Raw genomic sequence first — 25,020 nt, forward strand, 5'->3', positions numbered from 1 at the left:
GGCGTCGGCGGGCCCGGTCAGGAGGGCGCCGGGGACGGTGGCCCGCTCCGGTCCAGGGTGCGGAAGAACCCGTCGAGCAGCGCTTCGAGACCGGCCTCGTGCGTGTCGCGCGCGGTGAGCGCGGGCCAGCGGTCGGCGAGGGCGGTCAGCCGGGGGTGGGTCTGCGGCTGGAGCGCGGCCATGGCGTGCGACCGGTAGGGCGGGTGGTCGAGGTGGGCGAGGCGCCGCTCCCTGGTGAGGCGGATCAGCAGTTCGCCGCCGGTGTAGTGGGCGACGGCGCGGTAGAGGGCGGCGGCCTCCTCAAGGCTGAAGCCGCAGCCGAGCGCCGCCTCCAGCACCGCTTCGGTGACCCACCGGCTGGAGGCGTTCATCAGCTCCTCGGAGGTCAGGATCTCGCCGAGGAACGGGCATTCGGCCAGGACGTCGTAGAGCAACTGGGCCGCGGCCGTCAGCCGTTCGCGGGGGTCGTCGGGCAGCGTGGGCCGTGGCTGGTGCCGGGCCTTGGTCTCCAGCAGCAGCCGCAGCAACTGGTCGCGGTCGCGTACGTGGTGGTAGAGCGCCATCGGCGTGATGGACAGCTCCCGCGCCAGCCGCCGCATGGAGAGGCTGCCGTCGCCTTCGGTGTCCACGATCCGCTGGGCCGCCTCGACGATCGCCGGCTGGGACAGCCGGGAGGGGCGGCCGACCTTCTTCCGGGCCGGGGTGACCGGCTTCCGGGCCGTGCCGACCGATTCGTCCGACCGCATCAGTACCCGCCTTCCGTGGGTGTCCCGCGGCCGGGGCACGGCGCCTCCGGCCGGTACCGGGTGACAACCCAGCGGGTCCCGGCTAGAGTTATCTTACGCGTATTGAATACAAGTAAGAAAACTCTGGAGGGGCGGATGTCCGAAACGGCCTTGAACAGGGGACAGGCGTTGGTGGCCGTCGCCCTCGCCCAGTTCATGGTGACCCTCGACATGACGGTCGTGAACGTGGCGTTACCCGACATGGGAGCCGGTCTGGGGTTCGACCCCGCCCAGCTCCCCTGGGTGGTCAACATCTACGCCCTCTTCTTCGGCGGCTTCCTGCTCCTGGGGGGCCGGGCGGCGGACCTGTTCGGTCAGCGGCGGGTGCTGCTGTGGGGAACCTGGTCCTTCGCCATCGCCTCGCTCGCGGGCGGGCTGGCCCAGGAGCCGTGGCACATGATCGCCGCCCGCGCGGTCCAGGGCGTGGGCGCCGCGGTGATGGCGCCGTCCGCGCTGGCCGTCCTCACCCTCACCCAGCGCGAGGGCGAGGAGCGCACCAAGGCGCTCGGCGTGTACGCGGCCGTCGCGGCGGTCGGCGGCGGCGCCGGCGTGCTGGTCGGCGGTCTGCTCACCGAGTACGCCGGCTGGCGCTGGGTGATGCTGGTGAACCTGCCGATGGCGCTCGCGGTCGTCCTGCTGGCCCTGCGCAGCGTCCCGGCCGGCACCTTCGGCAACCGCCGGGGCAAGCTCGACGTGCTCGGCGCGATCCTCGCCACCGGCGGTGTGGGCCTGCTGATCCTCGGCATGGTGCGCACCGAGGAGCTGTCGTGGACGTCGCCCACCACCATCGTCACGCTGGCGGCGGCCGTCGTCCTGCTCGTCGCCTTCGTGCTGTGGGAGAAGTACGGCCCGATGACCGACCCGCTGATCCGGCTCGGGCTGCTGGCCAAGCGCAACGTCGCCGGTGCCAACCTGTACATGGCCCTGCTGGCGGCCGGTCAGCTCGCGGTGTTCTACTTCCTGTCGCTGTATCTCCAGCGCGTCCTGAAGCTGGGCCCGGCCGAGGCGGGCGCCGCCTTCCTGCCCCTGTGCCTGACCGCGATGGTCGCGATCCAGGTCACCACCCGGGTCCTGCGTCGGCAACTGGCCGGAATCAAGACCCTGTTGATCCCGGCCGGTCTGATCGCCGCCGCCGGGTTCGCCTGGAGCGGCATGGCCGACGCCTCGGGCAGCTACCTGGGTGACGTGCTCGTGCCGTCCCTGCTGGCGGGTCTCGGAGTGGGTATCGCCTTCGTCCCGCTGACGGCCGCCGCCACCGTCGGGCTGCCGCCGCAGGAGGCCGGTACGGCCTCGGCCCTGCTGAACGCCTCGCGGCAGGTCGGCAGTGCGCTCGGCCTCGCGGTGCTGGTGACCGCGGCGACCACGCGCACCGACAGCCGCCTGGCCGCCGGTGTCTCCCCGGACCAGGCGGCGGTCGACGGGTACTCCCTCGGCTTCGTACTGGCGGGCGGGTTCCTGGTGCTGGCGGTCCTGGTGGCGGTCTTCGTGCTCCCGCGCCGCCCCCGGCCGGCTGCCGCGCCGGCCGCGGCGGCACCGCAGCCCGGTGCCGGGACTCCGGCCGACGCCGGTGACGCCGGTGCCCCGGCCCCGGACGTCGCGGCCGGCGGGATCACCCCGAAGGGGTGAGCGGGTGTCGGCTCCGGCAAGCGCCCCGCGCGCCGGAGCCGATGGACGCGGTGGCGGGGGTTCGAATCCCCCGTGCGGCCTCCGCCACCGCGTGTTCATCCGGAACGCCATGAGTTTTCGGGCGCCTGTCGAGTTGGCCGGAAGACTTTGCAAGAAGATGCCGGCGGTACGCAAGAACAGCCGCCGGGTTTCTCGGCAGATTGATTAACGCTAAACATCTTCACGGGGCGCATCCGCCGGAACGGAGAGTGAGGAGAGCTTTACGCTCGGCCATTCTTTCGAAGCCTTCTCCTGTACTTATTGCTGCCGTCACATTCACTGGGTAGATTGAGCCTCGGTCACTCGGCCTGACAATTCAGGCCGATACGCGCATCTTCAAATCCGAGGTTTGCGATGTTGCCAGTGCGTGCACCACGAGGGATGCCCGACCCCAGGTCAGACGGTCGGTCGTGGCAGGTGTCCGTGTGATGGCCCGTATCTCAAGGGCTTTACCGGAATTGCGTATTCCGGATTACTGATGCCTATTGCCAGCAGCCTCCGGCTGCTTTACCGCAGGGAGTCGTCTCCCTGCGTCGCCCTCTTTGTGCCGCGCATTTGCCTGTAGGTGGCCGCTGCGTCATTCCTTTACTGTGCGCGCTTTTTGCAGGTGGGATCACGCAGTTCTACGCCTGCTGGCCGCGGTTCGGTGCTGCCGTCCGCGGCATTCTCGGCAGCGTTCCTCCTCGGCCCGCATCCGCTTTTTCGATCAAGCGAAATCGGCCGAAACTCATGGGTTGCCGTCCCGTGCGGTCGCCCCTGCCTCAGAGGGATGAGAAAAATGATCCATTACCGAACCGCCGTGACGGAAACCGGCCACGAACCGCTGGACACCGCGGTGGCTCTCGCGGAGTCCGGACTGTTCGGCACCTACGTGGTCTTCGAGAACGCCGGCGGGTGGTGCGTCGCCGGCGGCATCGTCGCGGAGGTCGTCGTCACCGCCGACAGCGTCCGATGTACCTGGCAGGGCAGCACGACCGAGGAGCCCTGGTACGGCGACCCGCTGGCCAAGGTGCAGCAGTTCCTGGACGCGCTCCCGGTCGCCGGCTGGGCCGCGTACGGCTGGTGTGCCTTCGAACTCGCCTACGCCGTCACGGGCATGCCCCTGGCCGGTGGTGTCCTGCTGCACCTGGTGGTGCCCGAGACCGAAGTCGTGCTGGACGGCGGCCGTGCCCTGCTGCGCAGCATCCACAGCGGCACGCTGTCCGCCGTCGAGAACGTCATCGCCCGCGCCGAGGCCCCGGCCCGCCCGGCCCGGCGGACCGTCGAAGTCGATCTCGACGCGAACGCCGGCGCCTACCGCGGCGCCGTGACGTCCGTCGTGAGCGACATCCGCGCGGGCGCCCTGCACAAGGCGGTGCTCTCCCGCGTCGTCCCCGTCGACGCCGAACTCGACTTCCCCGCGAGCTACGCGGCCGGCCGCAGGGCCAACACCCCGGCCCGGTCCTTCCTGCTGCGCATGGGGGACCTGCAGTGCTTCGGCTTCAGCCCGGAGACGGTGGTGGAGGTGGACGCCACGGGCCGGGTCTCCAGCCAGCCGCTGGCCGGCACCCGCGCGCTGACCGGGGACGCCGACACCGACCGCCGGCTGCGCGAGGACCTGCTCGCCGACCCCAAGGAACTGCACGAGCACGCCATCTCGGTGAAGGTGGCGGTGGACGAACTCGCCGGCCCCTGCAAGCCCGACACCGTGGTGGTCGAGGAGTACATGACGGTCAAGGAACGCGGCTCGGTCCAGCACCTGGCGTCCCGGGTGGTGGGGCGGATGCCCGAGGGGGCCGGCCCCTGGGACGCGTTCGCCGCCGTCTTCCCCGCCGTCACCGCCTCCGGAGTGCCCAAGCGCCCCGCGTACGAGGCCATCCGGCAGTACGAGCCGGAGCCGCGCGGGCCGTACGCGGGCACCGTCATGAGGGTGACACAGGACGGCGGCATGGACGCCGCCCTGGTCCTGCGCAGCGTCTACGCACAAGGCGGCCGGACCTGGCTGCGGGCCGGCGCGGGGGTCGTCGAACACTCCCGGCCGGAGCGCGAACTGGAGGAGACCAGGGAGAAGCTGCGGTGCGTGGCCCACACGCTCGTGGCGCGCGCGGAGAGCCCCGCGGAGCCGCTGCGGCTGGCCGCCGCGGCGGACGGTCGGTCGCACTGCTGAACGGCCTTGGCGGCAGAGACAGGCAAGACGCAACTTCAGGAGGCGACTGACCCATGTCCAGTACGGGGGAGACCCTGCGCATCCAGCTCCTGGGGCCTATAAGGGCCTGGCGGCACGGCAGGGAGCTGCACACCGGACCGCCCAAGCAACGCGCCGTGCTGGGCCTGCTGGCCAGCCGCGCGGGCGAAGTCGTGTGTGTGGAGCACATCATCGACGCCGTCTGGGGGACCGACACCCCGCAGAGCGCCGCCAACGGCGTGCACACCTACGTGGCCGGTCTGCGCCGCGTCCTCGACCCGGGACGGGGCAGGCGGGGCACCAGCTCGGTCCTGACCTCGGCCGCCGGCGGCTACTGCCTGAGTGTGGCCGCCGAGGACGTGGACGCCACCCTCTTCACCCGGTGTCACACCGCCGCCCGCCGGGCGGCCGCCGAAGGCGACACGGCGAAGGCCCTGACGCTGTACGCGGACGCCCTGGCACGGTGGCGCGGCGCCGCCTACTCCGGAGTCCCCGGACCGTTCGCCGCCATGGAACGCACCCGGCTGCACGACCTCCGGCTCACGGCCGTCGAGGAGTGGGCCGCGGGCATGCTGGCCGGCGGACGGTACGCGGAGGCGGTCGCCGAGCTGTCCGCCGCCGTGGCCGAGGAACCGCTGCGCGAACGGCTGCGCTGGCTGCTGATGCTCGCCCTCTACCGCAGCGACCGGCAGGCCCACGCGCTGTCGGTGTACACCGAGACCCGGCGGCTGCTCAACCGGGAGCTGGGCATCGAGCCCAGCCCCGAGCTGCGCAGCCTGCACCAGCAGATCCTCACCGGGCGGACGGCACCCGCCGAGGGCCGTCCGGCCCCCGAAGCGCCGTCCGCCGACGCCGAGACGGCCGTGACGGCGCCTCCCCGGCCCAACCAGTTGCCCGCGCTGGCCCGGGGGTTCGTCGGCCGCACCACGGAACTGGCCCGGATGGAGCACCTGCTGGACGAGACGTGCGACCAGCAGGGCGCCACCACCCCCGTCGTCGTCGCGGACGGGGCGGCCGGTGTCGGCAAGACGGCGTTCGTGCTGCGCCTGGCCCACCGGCTGCTGGACCGTTTCCCCGACGGCCAGCTCTACGTCGACCTGTGCGGCACCAGCCTCCGCGCCCGGCCGCTGAGCGCCGCGGACGCCCTGGGGCAGTTGCTGCACGGCCTCGGCGTCGACAGCAGCCACCTCCCCGCCGACCTGGCCGGGCGGGCCTCCCTGTACCGCAGCCTGCTGCACGGCCGGCGCATGCTGGTGGTGCTCGACGACGTCCTCAACGCCGACCAGTTGCGCCCGCTCATCCCCCGCGGCCCGTCCTGCCTGCTGGCGACGAGCCGGCAACGGCTGACCGGCCTGGCGGTACGCGACGGCGCGCACCTGGTCCGGCTCCGGGCACTGGACGAAGCGGATTCGGTACGGCTGCTGGCCGACCTCAGCGGCGGCCGGCTGCACGGCCACGACCCGGTCGCCCGGCGGCTCGTACGGCTGTGCGGCGGGTTACCGCTGGCCCTGCGCATCGCCGCCGAACAACTGGCCGCGAGCCCGGACGTGTCACCGGCCTCGCTGGCCGAGCAGTACGGCGCCGAGCGCGGCCGGCTCGACCGACTCGCCGTGGAGGACGACGCCGCAGCCAGCGTGCGCACCGTCTTCGAGACGTCGTACCTGGCGCTGCCCGCCGAGGCGGCGCGGATGTTCCGCTACCTGGGCCTCTACCGGGGCGGCACGATCACGGTCGGCTGCGCCGCGGCGCTCGCCGGCACCGGCCGGGACACCGCCCGCCGGCTGCTCGACCTGCTGGTCGACAGCCACTTGCTGGAGGAGGTGCACCGGCAGACGTACCGGTTCCACGACCTGATCCGGATCTTCGCGGCGGAGTGCGCCGAGCGGGAGTCGCAGCCGTTGCGCGAGGCGGCCCTGACCCGGGTGCTGGAGGCGGAGCAGTGGGTGTCCGGGCCGCTGACGGAGCCGGCCGCCGGCCGTGACACCGCCTGGGCCGGCGCCGCGCCCGCGTGACCGGGGGCCGGCGGTGCCGCGGGGAGCCCTCCCCGCGGCACCGGCCGTGCCCGGTCCGGGCCGCGACCGGTCCGGGCCGCCGGCGCGTCAGGCGGCGCCGAAGCGGACCGGCAGGTGGTGCGGCCCCCGGACCAGGATGCCGTGCCGCCACGGCACCTGGTGCGGGTCCGCGTCCAGCGCCAGCCGCGGACAGCGCTCCAGGAGGCTGCGGATCGCGATCCGGGCCTCCATCCGGGCCAGCGGCGCGCCCAGGCAGTGGTGGACACCGTGGCCGAAGGCGACGTGGCCGGCGGTGGGGCGGCGGATGTCGAAGCGGTCCGGGTCGGTGAAGCGCGCCCCGTCCCGGTTGGCGGCGTTGAGGTCCACCATCACCGCCTCGCCGCGTTCGATGCGGCGGCCGCCCATCTCCATGGGCTCGACGGCGAACCGGAACGTCGCGCTCTCGACCGCCCCGTCGTAGCGCAGCATCTCCTCCACCGCGCCGTCCAGCAGCGAGAAGTCGGCGCGCAGGTCCGCCAGTTGGTCCGGGTGCTCCAGCAGGGCGCAGACCCCGTTGCCGATGAGGTTGGTGGTGGTCTCGTGCCCCGCCACGATCACCAGGAAGACGGTACCCATCAGCTCGTCCAGCGAGAGGCGGTCGCCCTCCTCGTCGACGGTGCGGATGAGGGCGCTCAGCAGGTCCTCGCCGGGACGGCTGCGCTTCTCCGCGACCAGGGCGGCGATGAACTTCGCGGCGTCGGCGGCCGCCGCGCGCCGTACCGCCGGGTCCGGTGCGGAGATCGCCGCGTCGGCCCAGCGGCGTACCTCCGCCTGGTCCAGGAACGGCACGCCCATCAGTTCGCAGATCACCGAGATGGGCAGCGGGAACGAGAACGCGTCCACCAGGTCGGCCCGGCCGTCCGGCGCGGCGAGCATCTTGTCCAGCAGCTCGTCCGTGATCTCCTGCACGCGGGGGCGCAGCGCCTCGATGCGCCGCGGGGTGAACTCCCGCGCCACCAGCTTGCGCAGCCGGGTGTGCTGCGGCGGGTCGGAGTTCATCATGTGGCTGCCCGAGGGACTGCTGATCGGGAAGTCCGCCGCGGCGTTCTTCCACTGCTTGGACAGCCGGGGGTCGGTGAGCGCGGCACGGGCCTCGGCGTGGCCCACGACGAGCCACACCTCGGCGCCCTCGGGCATCCACACCCGGTGCACCGGGCCCTGGGCCCGCAGCCGTTCGTAGGTCGGGTAGGGGTCCCGGGCGAAGTCGTCGCCGAGCGCGGCGAGGTCGAGAGGGGCTTCGGTGGCCAAGGTGTCTCCTCGGTAGGGGCCGGAGGCCGGGCGGCGGGGGCCTGAGGTTCAGGCGGCAGGGACGTCCGCGGTCAGGCGAGGGAGCGGAGGAAGTCGAGCAGCGCGGCGTTGACGGCGTCGGGACGCTCCTGCTGGAGCCAGTGGCCCGCGCCCCGGACGACCACCGGGTCGCGGTGGTGCGGGGCCGTGCCGGACAGCGCGGGCACGATCCCGTCGTCGCCGGGGAAGGCCCGGTCGCGGTCGCCCACCACGTACAGGGCCGGTACCTCGATACGGGCGCCCTCCCACGCGGCGGTGAGTTCCCAGTTGCGGTCGAGGTTGCGGTACCAGTTGAGGCCCCCGGTGAAGCCGGAGCGGCCGAACGCGGTCACGTACGCGGCGATGTCCTCCTCGGTCAGCCAGCCGGGCAGCGGGTCGGGGTCGGCCGCGAGGTCCAGGAAACCGCCGCCCGGCGGTACCAGGGGCGGCGCCGGGGGCTGCGGGCGGTCGCCGGAGGCACCGTAGAGCAGGCGCCGGAACGTGCGGTCCAGGTCCTTGCCGAACTCGGCCTCCGCGACGCCGGGTTCCTCGAAGTAGTTCCAGTAGAACCGGCCGCCGGTCTTCTCCCGCGTACTGAGCAGCGGGGGCACCGGGCCGCGGGGCATCGGCAGGATGCTCAGCCCGGCCACCGCGCGTACCACGTCCGGCCGCAGCAGCGCGCTCTGCCAGGCGACCAGGGCTCCCCAGTCGTGCCCGACCACGACCGCCCGTTCCTCGCCCAGCGCCTTGACCAGCCCGACCACATCGCCGGCCAGGTGCAGGATGGAGTACGCCTCCGGAGCGGCCGGGCGGTCACTGTCGCCGTAACCGCGCTGGTCGGGCGCGACGACCCGGAACCCGGCCTCGGCCAGGGGGCTCAGTTGGTGGCGCCAGGCGTACCAGAACTCCGGAAAGCCGTGCAGCAGCAGGACGAGGGGGCCTTCTCCCTCCTCGGCCAGATGCAGCCGGAGACCGTTGACTTCGACCGTGCGGTGCTGGGGCATGTCGCTCCCTTCCAGGGGTGGGGTGTGGCGTCGGGGCGTGTCCGTAGGCGGGCGTTCAGGCGTCCCGAGGGGCCAGCGGGTCGGCGGGGCCGGGGTGCCCCGTGGTCCGGCGGCTCCGCCCGAGCAGCGCCGGGACCAGCACCCGGGGTGCGGCCAGCGATGTCGCCGGCCGGGCCAGGGCGATGACGTCGACCAGCGAGCGCGCCACGGCCGGGTCGGTGGTGGCGGCGCGCGTCACGCGGTCGGCGTACGCGTTCTGTGCCCGGGCCGCCGCCGAGAGGCGGGGGCCGATCACGGAGGGGTGGCGCAGGTCGTCGCCGACGGAGAGCTGCCAGGCCGTCTCGGCGGCCCGGGTGACCGCGCGCTGGACGCGCCCGGCGACGCCGGGGATGTTGCCGTACTGGCGCAGCAGGTCCCGCAGCGCCGCCACGCCGAACGCCGCCACCGTCATGCCGTGCGCGTGCGAGGGGTTCAGGACGCAGGCGGCGTCGCCCAGCGCCACGAACCCTTCCGGGTGCCGGGGGAGGCGGTCGAAGCGCAGCCGCCGGTTGACCAGGCGGCGGAAGCCCCGGCTAGGTCCCAGCGGAGCCGCGTCGGCCAGCAGCTCGGCCAGGGCCGGGTGGGGCAGCCGCTTGGTGAAGTCGAGGAACGCGTCGTCGTCCGCCGGGGGTTCGGAGCCGCGCATGCCGATCACCGTCGCCGACCACCGGCCGTCCTCCAGGGGCAGCAGCACGCCGCCGGTGGCGTCCCCGGTGACGTTGGCGATCATGACGATGCCCGGCGTACGGCGATGCCGCTCGGGCGACGGGCGGAACAGCCGGGTGGCGTAGGCGGTGCCCGCGTCGATCACCTCGTCGGGGACCGCCGGCAGTCCGATGCCCGCCAGCCAGGTCTCGACGTGCGAGGAGCGGCCGGTGGCCGCCACCACGAGGCTCGCCCCGACCGACGTGGACCGGCCCGTACCGCGCTCGCGCACCCGGGCGCCCGTCACCCGCTCCGCGTCGCCGAGCAGGCCCTCCACCTCGGTGTGCGGCAGCAGGCGGACCCGCGGGTTCCGCAGGACCTCGCGGCGTACCACCCAGTCGAGCAGGTCGCGCCCGCAGGACACCACGAACTCCTCGTGCCACACCCGGGGCAGCCAGCCGAACTTGGTCAGGAAGGCCACGTCGCCGGGCGCGCTCAGCAGATGGGCACCCGCCTCGGCCCAGGCCGCCAGAGTGCCCGGCAGCAGCTCTTCGACCGTACGGGCACCGGCACCCATCAGCAGGTGCGACTGGCGCGCCTGGGGCAGCCCCTTGCGGGGTTCGGGACCGTCGGGCGGGACGTCGCGCTCCACGACGGTCACGGAGTCCATGTACTGGGCCAGCACCTGCGCCGTCAGCATGCCGGCGAACCCGCCGCCGAGGACGAGGCCGTGCTGACCGACTGTGTCTGAACCCCGGCCGGGCCGTGTCGGCATACCGGTCTCCTCTCTGGGGGTGGTGCGTGGCTTGCGGTTCGTGGTGCGCGAAGGGTCTGGGTGGCGCGGGTCAGCGGGCCGGACCGGCCAGCTCCAGCCGGCCGTCCGCGCGCCGCAGGACCGGTGTCCCGGACCGCAGCAGCGCCGGATGGCCCGGCAGCCCCGGGTGGCCCGTGGGTGATGCCGCCCGGCCGGGCCGGTGGATCGTGTCGAAGGGCAGCGCCGGTCCCTTGGCGCACAGTTCACCCGCGCGCCGGGCGGGCAGTGCGCGGTGGTTCCCGTCCAGCACCCGGATGCGGACGTCCGGCGCCGGACGTCCGATCACCCGCTCGTCCAGGGCGTCTTCCGAGGACGTGATGTCCCGTACGGTCCAGGGGAAGGCCCCGCCGCCCGGGGCGAACTCCGCCCGCAACGGCGTCGCGGGCAGCGCCGCGAAGTGCCGGGCGGCCAGCCCACTGGGCACGGCGCCGCCGAGGAGTTGCACGAGCCGGGGCCGTATGGGCAGACCCGCCGTCAGCTCGGCGTACTCCTCGGGGCTCGACACCACGACGCTCGTCCGGGCGGAGACGGGCACCGTAGCCCCGGGAGCGGGCAGCGCGTACAGCGTGCCGCCGCAGGCGACCGCCCACCACAGGGCGGACAGCGCGTGCGGTGTGCCCGGCGGCCCGCTCACGGACACCTGGCGCACCGGCACCCCGGCCGCGCGGCTCCGCCCGGTGAGGGCCAGTTGCCAGGCGACGTGGTCCGCCAGTTGGCCGGTGACGGAACGGCCGGTGCCGGACACCAGGAGATGGGCGGCCTCGTGGGGCGCGGAGCGGGGCAGGGCCCGCTCCAGACGGCGGGCCGCCGTCAGCCGCAGGGTCCGCGGGTCGTCGAGGACCAGGACCGGCCGGTAACGCCACCGGTCCCGGGTGGCGGCGCTGCACACGACGGCCGACGCGCCGGTGAGCGCGGCCACCGCCGTGAGCCGGTGCTCGTCCGTGCCGGGCGGCACGGGCACGCACACGCCGCCCGCCTTGAGCACCGCGAGCTGCGCCACCAGGGACTGCCGGTGGTCGTCGCAGTGCACGATCACCGGGTCGCCGAGCTGTACGCCGCCGCGCACCAGCAGGGAGCCGAGCAGGCCCGCCTGTGCGTCGGCCCGGCCGTAGGTGAGCGGGCCGTGCGCGTCCTGCACGGCGACCGCGCCGGGCCGGCGCAGCGCGGTCACGGCGAAAGCGCCGTCCAGGGTCGTCCGGCCGGCGGTCCGGGGCACCGTGGTGCCCGGCAACGGCCGGACGGTTGTCGCAAGGCCGCGTTCGGCCACCATCTGATCAGCGGTCACTGTGCTTCCTCGGGGTCGGGGCCGAGCTCAGCTTCGCCGGACGCTCTGGCGAAATTCTTGACGGCACCGAGGACGCCACCGGGGACGCCGTCCGGGACGCCACCGGGGACGCCGTCCGGGACGGCACCGGGGACGGCACCGGGGCGGGCTCCGGCCAGGAGGCGTAGGCGCGCAGCCCGTACAGCAGCGGCCGCTGGAGCCGGATCGGGGTGACCACGTCGACCTTGCCGAGCACCACGGTGTGGTCGCCGACCACCTGGGTGCTGAGCACGGAGCAGTCGGCGATGGTGTGCGACGCGTACGTCAGATGGGGCCCGGCCGCGCCGGCCGGGGCGCGCCAGACCACCCGTTCGAACCGGTCCGGGGCGCCGGAGGCGAACAGTTCGGCCGTCGGCCGGGCCTGCGCGTGCAGCAGGTTCACGGCGAACTGGCCGCTGTCGCTCACCGCCTCCAGCGTGGGGCTGCCGCAGCGCAGGCAGACCAGCAGCACCGGCGGGTCGAGCGAGACGCTGCACAGCGAGGTGCAGGTCATGCCCCAGTGGGCGCCGTCGCGGGCCGACGTGGTGATGATGGAGACCCCGGTGGGGAAGGCCGCCATGAGGGTGCGCAGGTCGGCGGGCGGGCCGTCGTCGCCCGTGAGGCCGGCCGGTTCGGTCGTCATGTCATGCCCTCTCGTAAGTGACGGCGGTTGCCGGGACGGCGGACGGCGGTGCCGGTACGTGCGTGCGCACCTCGTCGACCAGCAGGGCGGCGAACTCCTCGAACCCGTCCGCGAACAGTCCGAAGTGACCGCCGGTCAGCGTGCGCTGTCCGGACCGGCCGGTGGTCTGCCGCGCCCAGGCGGCGAGGGCCGCCGGGGGAGCGAGCGGATCGGCCGCCCCGCCGAAGGCGGTCAGGGGCGCGGTCAGCGGCCCCCGGGAGGCGTCGGCGCGGTAGCCGTCCAGTGCCCACAGGTCGTTGCGGATGAGCCGCAGGAACCGGCGGCGGACGGCGGGATACGCGTCCAGCCGCGCCGGCAGGCCGCCCACCCGGGCCAGGGCGCGGCTCAGTTCCTCGTCCGTGCCGCGCGGGTCGAGCCAGGGCACCGGCACCCGGCCGCCCGGCGCGACGCGTCCCGAGACACCGAGCCAGGCGACCGGGACGCCCCGCTCCCGCAGGGCGTGGGCGGTCTCGAAGGCCACCACCGCGCCCAGGCTGTGGCCGAACAGCGCGAGCGGTGTGCCGTCGGCCCACGGCAGCAGGTCTTCCGCCAGTTCCTTGACGGCGCCGGGCAGATCCCACGGCAGGGGCGCGGCCTCGCCGGTCGCCCGCTCCGGGAGGTCGGCGAGCAGGACGTCCCAGTCCACCGGGAGTTTCCGGCCGAGCGGGTGGTACGCGGCGGCCGAACCCCCGGCGTGGTGGAACACCGCCAGCCGTACGGCGGGGTCGGCCGGCCGCCGGGGCCGCACGAAGGGGGTCATGCGCCGACCACCTCCACCGGCCCGGCCGTGGCGGTGGCGTCGGCGGACGCGGCGATGTCGTCGGCGAGCCGGGCGCACAGTTCGTCGAGCGGCAGGTCGAGCGGCAGGTCGGCGGGCGACAGGCTCACCCGGTAGTTCTCCTCGACCTGGGTGATGAACACCGTGGCCGTGAAGGAGTCCCCGCCCGCGTCCAGGAAGGACGTCCCGGCGTCCGAGGGGTCCGGGGACTGGAGGACGTCGGTGAGCAGCGTCTGGAGGTAGGCGTGGACGGCCGCCCGGTCGTGCGGTTCCGGCAGGTCGTCGCGGGGGACGGCGGAGCCGCCCGCCGCGGCCTCGCCGCGCACGCCCGTCAGCGGTTCGTCCACCCAGTACCGCCGGTGCTGGAAGGGATAGGTGGGGAGATCGCCGAGCAGCCGTGCCGACGGCCCGCACAGGGCGTCGAAGCGCAGGTCGGCGCCTGCGGTGAAGAGGGCGGCCAGTGCCTGGAGGAACCGGGCGGGCACCTCGGCCGCGCCGGAGACGAGCAGCGGGTACGACACGTCGTCGCCCCAGTGCACCGAGGCCAGGGCTCCCGCCGCAGGCGCGCCGGCCGCCGGGGAACCGCGCAGCCCGAGCCGGGCGAGCAGCCCGCACAGCAGGGCCGCGGGGTCTTCCGGCGCCTGCTCCGCGCCGTCGGCCAGTTGTGGGAAGGCGGCGGTGAGCGCGGCGAGCGCCTGGTCCAGGCCCTTGGCGTCGTCCGCGACCCGTACCGTGACCGAGCGGACCGCGTCGCCCGCCCCGCCCGGCTCCGGGACGGCGCGCTCCGCCCGTTCGAGCGCCTCGGCGAGTTCGGCCGCGCTCGTGCCGACCACCGCCAGGCGCCGGGCGAAGGCGACGCGTCCACTGCGCAGCGTGTGGCACAGCGAGGGCAGTTCCGCCTCCGGTGTGTGCCGCAGGCGGTCCCGTACGCGCTCGGCGAGTACGGCCAGGGCCTGCTCGTCCCGGGCCGACACGGTCAACAGCTCGGCCCCGCCGACCGGCGGTACGGCGGGACCGGACCCGTCGGCCGCCCGGTGGTCGTGCGCCTCGATCACCACGTGCACGTTGGTGCCGCTCATGCCGAACGAGTTGACCCCCGCCACCCTGCGGGGCAGCTCCGCAGGCCACGGAGCTTTTCGTGACGGAACCCGCGACGGCAGCTCCTGCCACGGGATGTGGGGGTTCAGCTCGCCGTCGGACGCGTCGCGCGCGGCCGGGATCTCCCCGTGGTGCAGCATGAGGACGGTCTTGATGACCGCGGCGATCCCCGAGGCGGCCTCCAGGTGGCCCAGCCGGGACTTGACGCTGCCCAGCCCGAGCGGGACCCCCCGTGCGCGCACCGCCTCGCCCAGGACACCGGTCAGCGCCCCGATCTCAATCGGATCGCCCAGCACGGTGCCGGTGCCGTGCGCCTCGACCCAGCCCAGTTCCCCCGGGTCGATCCTCGCGTCGTCCAGCGCGGCCCGGATCACCTCCTGCTGCGCGCTGCCGTTGGGCGCCGTCAGCGCGGACGCGGCACCGTCGTGGTTGACGGCCGTACCGCGGATCACCGCCAGCACCGGCCGCCGCTCGCGCAGCGCGTCGTCCAGCCGCATGAGGGCGATCGCGCCCACGCCCTCGCCGCGCCCGTAACCGTCGGCCGAGGCGAGGAACGACTTGGAGCGGCCTTCGGGGGACAGGGCCCGCGTCTGGCACAGCGACACCATCAAGTTGGCCGACAGCAGCAGGTTGGAGCCGCACGCCAGGGCGTACCTGCACTCACCGGCGCGCAGCCCGCGCACCGCCAGGTGCAGGGCGGACAGGGAGGAGGAACAGGCGGTGTCCATGCTGACGACGGGCCCGGAGAAGCCCATCACGAACGCGATCCGGCCGGCGCCGAAGCACAGTCCGCCACCCGTCGTGTAGTAGGGATCGATGCGCGTGGTGTCCGCGCGGTCCTCCATGCGCTCGGTGTACTCGGACGCCATCATGCCGAGGTACACGCCGACGTTCAGACGGTCGGAGCGGCGCACCGCGATGCCCGCGCGCTCCAGCGCCTCCCAGGACGTCTCCAGCAGCAGGCGCTGCTGCGGGTCCAGCAGCCGCGCCTCGCGGGTGGAGATGCCGAAGAACTCGGCGTCGAAGCCGGCGATGTCCGACAGGAATCCGGCCCGGTCGACGTACGAGCGGCCCGGCCTGCCCGGCGTCGGGTCGTACACGGCGCGCAGCCCCGGGCGTTCCTCGGGCAGCCCGGACAGGGCCGTGCCCTCGGAGTTCAGGAAGTCCCAGTACGCCGAGGGCGAGTCGAGGTCACCGTCGGCCCTGCCGGAAGGCAGCCGTAGGCCCATGCCGACCACGGCGACGGGCGCGTGCCGCTCCTCCTCCAGCTCGCTGATGCGGGCGCGCAGCTTACGGGAGAGTGTGAGCTGGTCCGCCATCAGTGCGCGGATCTGTGCGGGGTCCATGGCGTCCGGCCTCATTTCTCTGCTGCTGCGTCTGCCGGCAGGTCCGTCCGGATGCCGGTGATGTCCTCGTCCACGTCCGCGACGTCCGCCTGGACCGCGGCCAGGAGCTCGTCGAACGACAGCTCCTCCAGTGCGTCGGCGGGCTCGGGGGAGCGGGCTGCGGGTGTGGCTGCGTCTGCGGTCGCGGGGCCGGGGCCGGGGCCGGGGCCGGGGCCGGGGTGTTCGCGGGCTCCGGGTGGAGCACACCCAGGACGTGGGCGGCGAGCCGGGCGATGCTGGGATGGTCGAAGGCGACCGTGGCGGGCAGCTCGTGGTCCAGGGCCGCCGCCAGCCGCCCCCTGAGGTCGATGGCCATGATCGAGTCGACCCCCATGTCGCCGAAGCCGGAGTCGTCGTCCACCTGAGTGGCGTCACCGAGCACCTCACCGGTCATCGACCGCAGCGTGCGCAGCAGATGCGTCTCCCGTTCCCCGGCGGCCAGGCCGTCGAGTGCTTCCCGCAGCCACCCCCGCCGCCGGCCGCCCTGCTTCTCCTCCGCCGCCGTACGCTGTCGGGCCGGTGCGGCGAGCAGGGCCGCCATGGGGTGGCCCGCAGGCGCGGCGGCACCGGCGTCCGGGGCGACCGCGACCGCGACGAGCCGCGAGCGCCGCCCGCCGAGGGCCAGACCGAGCAGTTCCCCGGCCTCCGCCTCGGACAGCGGGCGAATACCCAGCCGGTCGATGGCCCGAGCGGTCGCTTCGGTGGCGGCGAGACCGCCCTTGGCGCGCGGTGCCCACGGGCCCCAGTCGACGCTCGTCGCGGGCACTCCCCGGGCGCGCAACCACTCGGCCAGTCCGGCGAGAAAACCGTTGGCCGCCGCGTAGTTGGCCTGACCTGCCGAGCCCAGCACGGCCGACGCCGACGAGCCGAGCAGGAAGGCGTCCAGTCGGTGGTCGCGCAGCGCCCGGGCCAGCGTCACCGCGCCCCGCGCCTTCGCCGCGAACACCGCCTCGAAGGAAGCGGGGGTCTGCCGTTCGAAGGCATGGTCGTCGTTGGTTCCCGCGAGGTGCAGCACGGTACGCAGGGGGAGGTGCCGGGACGCGGCCGCCACCGCCGCGCGGCAGGCGCCGGGGTCGGTGACATCGCCGCTGACCACCTCGACGAGGGTGCCGCCGGCGGTCAGCTCGTCGATGACGGCCTGTGCTGCGGTGTCCGGCGCTGACCGGCCCATCAGCGTGATCACCCGCACCCCGCGACGGGCCAGGAAGACGGCGCAGCTCAGGCCGAGCGCGCCGAGCCCGCCGGTGATCAGCGCCGCGCCGTCCGCCGTGCCCTCGGGCCCGGTGGCACCGTCGTCGGCGTGGCAGGGCGTGAGCCGGGCGAGGTGCACGGTGCCCGCGCCGACCCGCAGTACGGCGCCGGACGTTCCGGAGACCGTCGCACGGGTGAGGACGCGGGCCAGTTCCGGGCCGGTCCAGCCGTCGGCGAGGGTGATCCGCAGCAGCGGACGGCCGGGCTGCTCGGCCGCGAGCGAGGCGACCAGCCCGAACAGCGCGTCGCGCATCGGAGCGGCGTCCACGTCCGGTGTGCCGTCCGGCGTTTCCGTGCCGAGCACGACGTACGGGACCTGGGTGGGCGCGGACCGCAGCGACGCGGCCAGCCGCCAGGACGCCGCCAGGGCCGCGTCCGCGAGCGACCCGCCGGAGCCGCCGTCCGGGTCCGGCGGGGCGCAGAAGCGGGCGTCGACCAGGAGGTCGGTGTCGGGCCCGGCGGGTTCCTGCCCGGTCACCGCCACCACGTGGTGCCCCAGTCCGGTGAGCGCGGCGCACAGTGCGCTCCCGGCGTCCTCCTCGGCGCCGAGCACCCCCACCGTGAGCCCGGCCGCGGCCTCCTCCGGAACGGCTTCCTCCGCCGCCCAGGTGAGTTCGTACGCGTGTCGCACCCCCTGACGCAGGGAGCGCTCCAGCAGGGCGCGCGGCGCGGAGCGGAAGCGGAATCCGTCCACGGCCAGTACGGTCGAGCCGGCCGCGTCGAACAGGTGCAGGTCGGCGGACTCCACCTGCTGGAAGTCACCGGTACGCCGCCGCCGTACCGCGCGTACGTGCCCCCACAACTCCGCCGCCCTCCCGGGCCGTCCGGGGAATTCCAGCCGGGCGGCGGCGAACGGGATGGACAGCTCCGCGGCCTCCGCCGCGTCCCCGCCGACGGCGAAGACCACCGTGCTCTGCAGGCAGGAGTCCAGCAGCCCGGGGTGGATCTCGTAACCGGCGGGGTCCTCGTTCATCTCCGCCGGTTCGGCGAACCGGACCAGGGCCTCGTCGCCGCGCAGCCAGGCTTCCGCGATCCAGCGGAAGGACGGGCCCAGGTGGTAGCCGAGGGAGCGCAGGTGAGAGTAGAACTCGGCGCCGGTCAGCCGCCGTTCGGCGGCTGCGGTGAACGTGTCGCGGTCGGGTGCCGGCCGTCGCCCGCCCTGAATTCCCGGTACGACCCTCGCCGCCAGATGCTCCTGCCAGCGCCCCTGTTCGGGGTCGACCAGGCTCTGGACGCTCACCGTGCGCGTCCCGTGCGACTCCTGGGCCTCGATGATCTGAAGCTCGTAGCGCTCACCGTCGTGCAGCACCAGCGCGCGCGGGAAGTGCAGATCCTCCAGCGCGACAGGGACACCTCCGGCGCCCAGCGCGGACAGGACAGTGGCCGTCTGGGAAGCGCCGGGCACCGAGACCGTGCCGAAGAGGCGGTGATCGGTCAGATGCGGCGGGTACACCGTGCTGCGCTCGGTGCTGAACACCCGGCCCCGCAGGGCGGGGGAGCGCAGCTCGGTGCCCCAGGCGGGGGCCCCTGGCGCCGGTACGGACGCGGGCGCCTGTGCGGGCCCCGCCGGGGCTGCAGCGAGCGGTGTCCAGTGGCGGGCCCGGGCGAAGGGGTAGCGGGGCGCGTCACCACGCGGCCGGGTGGCGCGCGGGTACACCCGGTCCCAGGCCAGATCCTGGCCGTGCTCGTACAGGACCTTGGCGGCGGTCAGGAGGGACGCGCGGTCGGCCGCGCCGCGCCGCAGCGACGACGTGAGCCGGTCGTCCGGCAGCAGACCGCCCGCCCGGACCAGGTTGACCAGGGTACGGTCCGGCCCGATCTCCAGGCAGAGGTCCACGCCGAGCCGGGCCACCTCCCGTACGCCGTCGTGGAAGCGCACCGCGCTGCGGGCGTGCCGGCACCAGTACTCCGCGCCGTACGTGTCCGCCTCGGCGAGCCGGCCCGTCACGTTCGACACGATCGGCAACTGCGCCGGGCCGAACCGCAGCGCGCGCACCCGCTCTTCGAGCACGGGGAGCGCCGGGTCCAGCAGCCGGGAATGGAACGCGTGCGACACCGTCAGCGCGCGTACCCGCACCCCCTGCGCCTTCAGCTCGGCGGCGAGCGCCGAGACCGGCTCGGGCGGACCCGACACCACGGCCGCCTCCGGGCCGTTGACCGCGGCGACGTCCAGGTCCCGGCCCTCGGTCCACTCCCGTACCCGCTCCTCGGGCGCGGCCACGGCGAGCATGGCGCCACGCTCGGTGTCCTGCATCAGCCCGGCGCGGTGGGCGATCAGTTCCAGCCCGGTCGCCCGGTCCATCACCCCGGCGCACACGGCCGCGGTGATCTCGCCGACGCTGTGGCCCATGACCACCGCCGGTGTCACGCCCCAGGACTCCCACAGGGCGGTGAGCGCGAGCCCGAGGGTCACCAGGGCGGGCTGGGTCACCCGGGTCTCGCCGATCGCCGCACGGTCCGCGCCGTACAGCGTCAGGTCCGCCAGCGAGGCGCCGAGCACCGGGGCCAGGTCCCGGTCGCAGGCGTCGAAGACGTCCCGGAAGACCGGCTCCGTCTCGTACAGCTCACGGCCCATGCCGTAGTACTGGCTGCCCTGGCCGGAGAAGAGGAAGGCGATCCGGGGCGCGCGCACCGGCCGTGCCGGGGGACGTTCGCCGCGCAGCGCGGTCAGCAACTGCTCGCGGTCGCGTCCGAACAGCGCCCGGCGGTACGGGAAGTGGGCGCGGCCGACGCCTGCGGTGGCCGCCGCGGTAGCTGGATCGCCCTGCTGCGGTGCCTGGGTGAGCCACCGTTCCCAGGAGTCGGCGAGGCGTTCCAGCCCGGCCGCGTCCGGCGCGGACAGCGGCACCAGCAGCGGCTCGGGACGGCCGTCCTCGGGTACGTCCCGGGTGGGCCGGTCGTCCACGGGCGCCTCGGACAGGATGACGTGGGCGTTGGTCCCGGTGAAGCCGAAGCCGGAGATCCCGGCGATCCGGGGCCCGTCGCCGGCCCGCCAGGCCAGCGGGGCGTCCACCACCCGTACGTTCATGTCGGCCCACGGCACCTGCGGGTTCGGCGTGTCGAAGTGGAGGTTGGCCGGCAGCACGCCGTGCCGCAGCGCCTGCACCGTCTTGACGACCCCGACGACGCCCGCCGCCGACTCGCAGTGTCCGACGTTGGACTTGACCGACCCCACGTGCAGCGGCTCTCCGGGGCGGCGCCCCGGCCCCAGGACCCGCCAGGCGGCGCGCAGTTCGATGGGGTCGCCCAACGCGGTGCCGGTGCCGTGCGCCTCCAGGTAGGACACGTGCGCTCCGGCGACACCCGCGTCGGCCAGGGCGGCGGTGAGCATCTCCTCCTGGGCGCGGCCGTTGGGCGCGGTCAGCCCCGAGGACATGCCGTCCTGGTTGACGGCGGTGCCCCGGATCAGCGCCAGGACGCGGTCCCCGTCCCGGCGGGCGTCTGCCAGCCGTTTCAGGACCAGCATCCCGCAGCCCTCCGAGCGGACGAACCCGTTCGCGCCCGCGGCGAAGGTGCGGCAGCGGCCGTCCGGCGACAGCATGTGGGCGCGGCTGACCGCCACCGACGAGACCGGGTCGAGCAGGAGGTTGACGCCTCCGGCGAGCACGGCGTCGGACTCGCCCGCGCGCAGCGAGCGGACCGCCAGGTGCAGCGCCACCAGGGAGGACGAGCAGGCGGTGTCCACCGCCATCGCCGGGCCGCGCAGCCCCAGCGTGAACGCGATGCGCCCGGCGGCCGCGTTCAGCGCGGTGCCCGTGCTGTAGTACGCGTCGACCCGCTCGGGCCCGCCGCGCGCCAGCAGACGGGCGTAGTCGGCGTAACTGATGCCGACGAAGACGCCGGTTCGGGAGCCCTTGAGGCCCCGGGGATCGATCCGGGCGTCCTCCAGCGCGTGCCAGACCGACTCCAGCAGCAGCCGCTGCTGGGGGTCGAGGTGTTCCGCCTCGCGGGCCGGGATGTCGAAGAAGGAGGCGTCGAACCGGTCGACGTCCCGCAGGAAGCCGCCTTGATCCGTGGTGATCCGGGCGCTGCCGACCGCATCGGCCTCGTCACCTGTGTCCGTATGGAAGACGGTACGGTCCCAGCGGCCCTCGGGGACCGTACCGACGCCGTCGCGGCCCTCACGCAGCAGGTCCCACAGCTCCTCCACCGAGTCGGCCTGCGGGAAGCGGCCCGCCATGCCGACGATGGCGATGGGGTGGGGGGTGGTGTCAGGGGTGGTCGGGGTCGGGATGGCGGGGACCGTGGCCGGGGTCGGGGTGGTGAGGGCCGGTCTCGTGCCCGAAGGTACGGGATGCGGGATCTCCGGACCGGCGGGCCGTTCCCCCCGGATACGTTCCAGGAGGAGTGCGGAGAGTTCGGCCGCCGTCGGGTGGTCGAAGACGTCCGCCGCCAGCACCTGGGTGCCGAAGGCGGCGGAGAGCCGGACGGCCAGGTCCACGGCCATGATCGAGTCCAGCCCCAGGTCCAGGAAGCCGACGTCGAGGCGGAGCGCGCCGGGGTCGGCGTGGCCCAACTGGGCGGCGAGCAGGCGCAGCACGTGGGAGCGTACGGCGTCCGGCAGGGCCTTGGGCGGCAGCGCCGCCAGCTCGGCCACGACGGAGGGCTCGCTCTCGGGAGCGGCCTCCCGTGCCGAGTCGCCCTCGGCCCCCTGAGCCGTGTCGCCCGTCGCCGACGACGCCCCGGCGAACAGCCCGCGCGGCCGCAGCCCCGACAGCACGCCGGCCAGCCGGGGCAGGTCGAGCGGGCACGCCACGACGTGTGCGGCGGGCGAGCCCGTCGCCGCACCGGTCAGCGCGGCACGGCCGGCCGCGGACGTGAGTGCTCCGACGCCCATGCGGGCGAATCGTTCCAGCGAGGCGGTGTCGGCCATTCCCGCCCCGGCCAGCGCCCAGGGGCCGTACGCCAGACTCACCGCGGGCAGGCCGAGCCCGGCGCGGTGGGCCGCGAGAGCGTCGAGGGCGCCGTTGGCCGCGGAGTATGCGGCGCAGTGCTCGGTGCCCCACAGCGCGGACACCGACGAGACCAGGACGAAGAAGTCCAACGGCCGCCCTGCGAAGGCGAGATGCAGCCACCAGGCGGCTCCGGCCTTCGCGCTCAGCGCGGCGGCGAAGTCCTCGGCCGTCAGTCCAGCGGCCGGGCTCTTGTGGAGCGTTCCGGCGGCGTGGACGATGCCCGCCAGCGGCGGCAGTACGGTGAGGGCCGCATCGATCGCGGCCAGCGCCTCGGGCGTGTCGCAGCCGCCGCCCCGGTAGACGACCTCGACACCGTCGCCGCGCAACGTGGCAAGCAACGAGACAGCGTCCGCCGGGAGTTCGGCCTCCGCCCGCCTGCCGACGAGCAGTAGGTGACGTGCGCCGCGGTCGGCCAGCTCGGTGGTCAACTCCCGCCCTACGGCACCGAGTCCACCGGTGACGAGATAGGTGGCGTCGCCGCGGACCGGAAGCTGGGTCCGCGGGCCGGAAACGGTGCGCAGTCGGGCCACGCGCACCGTACCCGCGCGTACCGCCGCCGTGTCCTCGGCGACAGCACCGCCGAGCGCGGCCGAACGGGTCTGCGCCACGGCGAAGTCCAGTACCGCCCGGGCGTCCTGCGGCGCGGGACCGGCGGGGAGATCTACGACACCGCCCCACGCGGTGCCCAGCTCCAGCCCGAGGACCGGTGCGAGGCCGTGCAGCGGGCCGTGGCCGGTCAGCGCCGTCCGGTCCGCCTCTTCGACACGCAGCGCGCCTCGGGTCAGGACGTAGGCGCGGTGCCCTCCGCCCGCCCGCGCGAGCGCGGCGACCGCACCGGTCACCCCTGCGCACAGGCGCGCCGTGGCGGCGACGGGATCGGGAGCGTCGGTGGCCTCGGCAAGGGTCCTCGGCACGGCGGGAGCGGCCGGCGCCAGGAGCAGGGAGAGGGGCGCCGGGCCCACCTCCGCCGTGGCCCAGAACCCGTCCCACCCCTCGGCATCGTCGGGCAGCCGCGCCCAGGTCCAGCCCTCCGGAACGGCCACCGGCGCCGGAGCGAGGACCATACCCCGCATGCCGCGTACGGCGGCCTCGGCCACCAGCAGGCTCCGCAGCTCTTCGTCGTCGCCCGCCACCACGACCCCGGCACCGTGGCGTGAATCCACGGCATCCACCGGCCCGGCCGTCTCCCAGACGACCTCGTGCCGCACGGGCAGCCCGGACTCCTCCCGGCCGTCGGCGGCCGGGGCGTCAGCAGCCACCACGGGCACCTGCTCCGGCGCGTACCGCTCGCGCTGCCAGGGGTACGTCGGCAGGTCCACCACCTGGCGGGAGGGAGCGGGGACGGCCGTATCGGTGTCGTCCGGCGTACCGCACTCGCTGGATGGCACAACGGCCTCAACGGGACTGGCACCGGCCTCACCGACTTCCACACCCGGATGCGGCTCCCCGGCGGCAAGCGCCCGCAAGGCGGCCCGCGCGGCATCCGCGTCCGCCGCCGTGATCCGGGCCCGCACCGGCAGTTCGGCCCGTCCGTACGTCGCCGTCCGGGCGAACGCCGCGTACGCGTCCGGCCCGGTGGACCGGCCGTCGGACGCGAGGTGGTCGACGTACCGGGCGGCCAGCTCGCGCAGCGCGGTGGTGTTCCGGGCCGAGACGCCGAAGCCGGTGACCGGGGCGGCGTCCGCCGCCACCACCGGCTCCGGCGCCGGGCCCAGTACCACCTGGGCGTTGGTGCCGCTCATCCCGAACGAGCTGACGGCCGCGTACCGGCCGGCCCGCTCCGGCCAGTCCAGCAGCCGCTCGGGCACCGTGATCCCGGTCCCCGACAGGTCGATGCGCGGATTGAGGGTACGGAAGTGGACCAGCGGCGGCACCTGGCGGTGGCGCAGGCACAGGACGGCCTTCACCAGGCCCGCCACCCCGGCGGCGCTCTCCAGGTGACCGAAGGTGGTCTTGACCGCGCCCACCGGCAGCGGAGCACCGCCGTTCCGGCGGCCCAGCGCGGTGGCCAGCGCCTCCATCTCGATCGGGTCGCCCAGCGAGGTGCCGGTGCCGTGCGCCTCCACGTACCCGATGTCCCGCGGCTCCAGCCCGGACCGTTCGAGTGCCGTCTCGATCAGCGAGACCTGCGAGAGCACGTTGGGGGCGGTGAACCCGCCGGAGCGGCCGTCCTGGTTGACGGCCGTGCCGTGCAGGACGGCGTGCACCCGGTCACCGTCCCGCAGCGCGTGGTCCAGGCGCTTGAGGACGAGGGCACCGCACCCCTCGCCGCGGACGAACCCGTTGGCGCGGGCGTCGAAGGTCCTGCACAGGCCGTCGGGGGAGAGCGAACGGGTCTCGTGCACCAGGCGCATCGACCGCGCGGACATGATGAGGTTGGCGCCCGCGGCGAAGGCGATCTCGCACTCGCCGCGACGCAGCGCCTGTGCCGCGAGGTGCACCGCGACCAGTGAGGAGGAGCAGGCCGTGTCCACCGCGACGGCGGGGCCCTGGAGGCCGAGGGCGTAGGCGATGCGGCCGGCCGCGAAGTTGTGGCCGTTGCCCGTGGTGGCGTACGCGTCGGGGGCCGCCTCCAGCCATTCCCGGTAGTCCTGCCACATGATGCCGAGGTACACCCCGGCCGAGGTGCCGCCGAGCGAGGTCGCGGGGATGCCCGCGTTCTCCAGGGCCTCCCAGGTCACCTCCAGCAGCAGCCGGTGCTGGGGGTCGAGGTGGCGGGCCTCGCGCGGACTGATGCCGAAGAACTCGGCGTCGAAGTCGAGTACGTCGCCGTCGAGGAAGCCGCCGCGCTGCGGCAGGCCCTTCCAGGCGTCGGCGAACGGGCCCTTGCGCTCCTCGGGCAGCGGGCCGACGAGGTCACGCCCGGCTGCCAGCGCCTCCCAGTAGCTGTCGAGGGTGCCGATGCCGCCGGGCAGCCGCAGCCCGATGCCGACCACGGCGACCGGCTGGGTGCCCTCCTGCTCCGCCAGCCGCCTGCGCAGCGTCCTGATGGTGCCCAGGGCGCGGGTGAGGGGCGTCTGCTTTCCGCTGCCGGACTCCGCCGGCCCGCCGGATGTGCTGGTGCTGGTGTTCTGAGCCATGAACCGGTTTCCTTGCGATCGGATGCCGATGGAGTGGGGTCGGGGGCTGCTCAGC

Annotated in this window: 12 protein-coding genes; 3 read left to right on the plus strand and 9 right to left on the minus strand. The window is 74.6% G+C overall.

The genetic code is table 11. The annotated features are described in order from the left end of the window. Window positions 1-17: 17 nt before the first annotated feature. The gene (locus tag EJG53_RS35195; protein WP_125048288.1) at window positions 18-746 is read right to left on the minus strand and encodes a TetR/AcrR family transcriptional regulator; all 729 of its coding nucleotides are present in this window, start codon (window positions 744-746) and stop codon (window positions 18-20) included. Window positions 747-881: 135 nt separating this feature from the next. On the opposite strand from EJG53_RS35195, the gene EJG53_RS35200 reads away from it, so the two are divergent. The 3 genes from EJG53_RS35200 (at window position 882) to EJG53_RS35210 (ending at window position 6,626) form a co-directional block, all read left to right on the plus strand. Next, entirely contained in the window at window positions 882-2,411 is a 1,530-nt protein-coding gene (locus tag EJG53_RS35200) for a DHA2 family efflux MFS transporter permease subunit (protein ID WP_125048289.1), read from the plus strand. 817 nt (window positions 2,412-3,228) lie between these two features. After that, a complete protein-coding gene (locus EJG53_RS35205; RefSeq protein WP_125048290.1) occupies window positions 3,229-4,596 on the plus strand; it encodes a salicylate synthase in 1,368 nt (455 codons plus the stop codon). 53 nt (window positions 4,597-4,649) lie between these two features. Continuing rightward, entirely contained in the window at window positions 4,650-6,626 is a 1,977-nt protein-coding gene (locus tag EJG53_RS35210; protein ID WP_125048291.1) for an AfsR/SARP family transcriptional regulator, read from the plus strand. Between the two features lie 87 nt (window positions 6,627-6,713). Here EJG53_RS35210 and EJG53_RS35215 read toward each other — a convergent pair whose 3' ends face one another. The 8 genes from EJG53_RS35215 to EJG53_RS35250 form a co-directional block, all read right to left on the minus strand. After that, window positions 6,714-7,913 carry a cytochrome P450 family protein gene (locus EJG53_RS35215; RefSeq protein WP_125048292.1) on the minus strand — a complete coding sequence of 400 codons (1,200 nt, stop codon included), beginning with the start codon at window positions 7,911-7,913 and terminating at the stop codon, window positions 6,714-6,716. A 71-nt stretch (window positions 7,914-7,984) separates the two neighbouring features. Next, window positions 7,985-8,935 carry an alpha/beta fold hydrolase gene (locus tag EJG53_RS35220; RefSeq protein ID WP_125048293.1) on the minus strand — a complete coding sequence of 317 codons (951 nt, stop codon included), beginning with the start codon at window positions 8,933-8,935 and terminating at the stop codon, window positions 7,985-7,987. 55 nt (window positions 8,936-8,990) lie between these two features. Next, entirely contained in the window at window positions 8,991-10,394 is a 1,404-nt protein-coding gene (locus tag EJG53_RS35225; RefSeq protein ID WP_125048294.1) for an NAD(P)/FAD-dependent oxidoreductase, read from the minus strand. Window positions 10,395-10,464: 70 nt separating this feature from the next. Continuing rightward, entirely contained in the window at window positions 10,465-11,718 is a 1,254-nt protein-coding gene (locus tag EJG53_RS35230; protein WP_125048295.1) for an AMP-binding protein, read from the minus strand. Beyond that, complete coding sequence (locus EJG53_RS35235; RefSeq protein WP_125048296.1) at window positions 11,708-12,379, minus strand: flavin reductase family protein; 672 nt, start codon at window positions 12,377-12,379, stop codon at window positions 11,708-11,710. The genes EJG53_RS35230 and EJG53_RS35235 overlap by 11 nt, the downstream gene beginning before the upstream one ends. A 1-nt stretch (window position 12,380) precedes the next feature. After that, window positions 12,381-13,178: a thioesterase II family protein gene (locus EJG53_RS35240; protein ID WP_125048297.1), complete on the minus strand. Its 798-nt coding sequence runs from the start codon at window positions 13,176-13,178 to the stop codon at window positions 12,381-12,383. Then, window positions 13,175-15,640, minus strand: coding sequence for a type I polyketide synthase (locus EJG53_RS35245; protein ID WP_125048298.1), 2,466 nt, complete (start codon window positions 15,638-15,640; stop codon window positions 13,175-13,177). The genes EJG53_RS35240 and EJG53_RS35245 overlap by 4 nt, the downstream gene beginning before the upstream one ends. Continuing rightward, entirely contained in the window at window positions 15,585-24,965 is a 9,381-nt protein-coding gene (locus tag EJG53_RS35250; protein WP_125048299.1) for a type I polyketide synthase, read from the minus strand. The genes EJG53_RS35245 and EJG53_RS35250 overlap by 56 nt, the downstream gene beginning before the upstream one ends. Window positions 24,966-25,020: the final 55 nt, after the last annotated feature.

It is taken from the genome of Streptomyces chrestomyceticus JCM 4735 (assembly GCF_003865135.1).
GTDB lineage: Bacteria > Actinomycetota > Actinomycetes > Streptomycetales > Streptomycetaceae > Streptomyces > Streptomyces chrestomyceticus.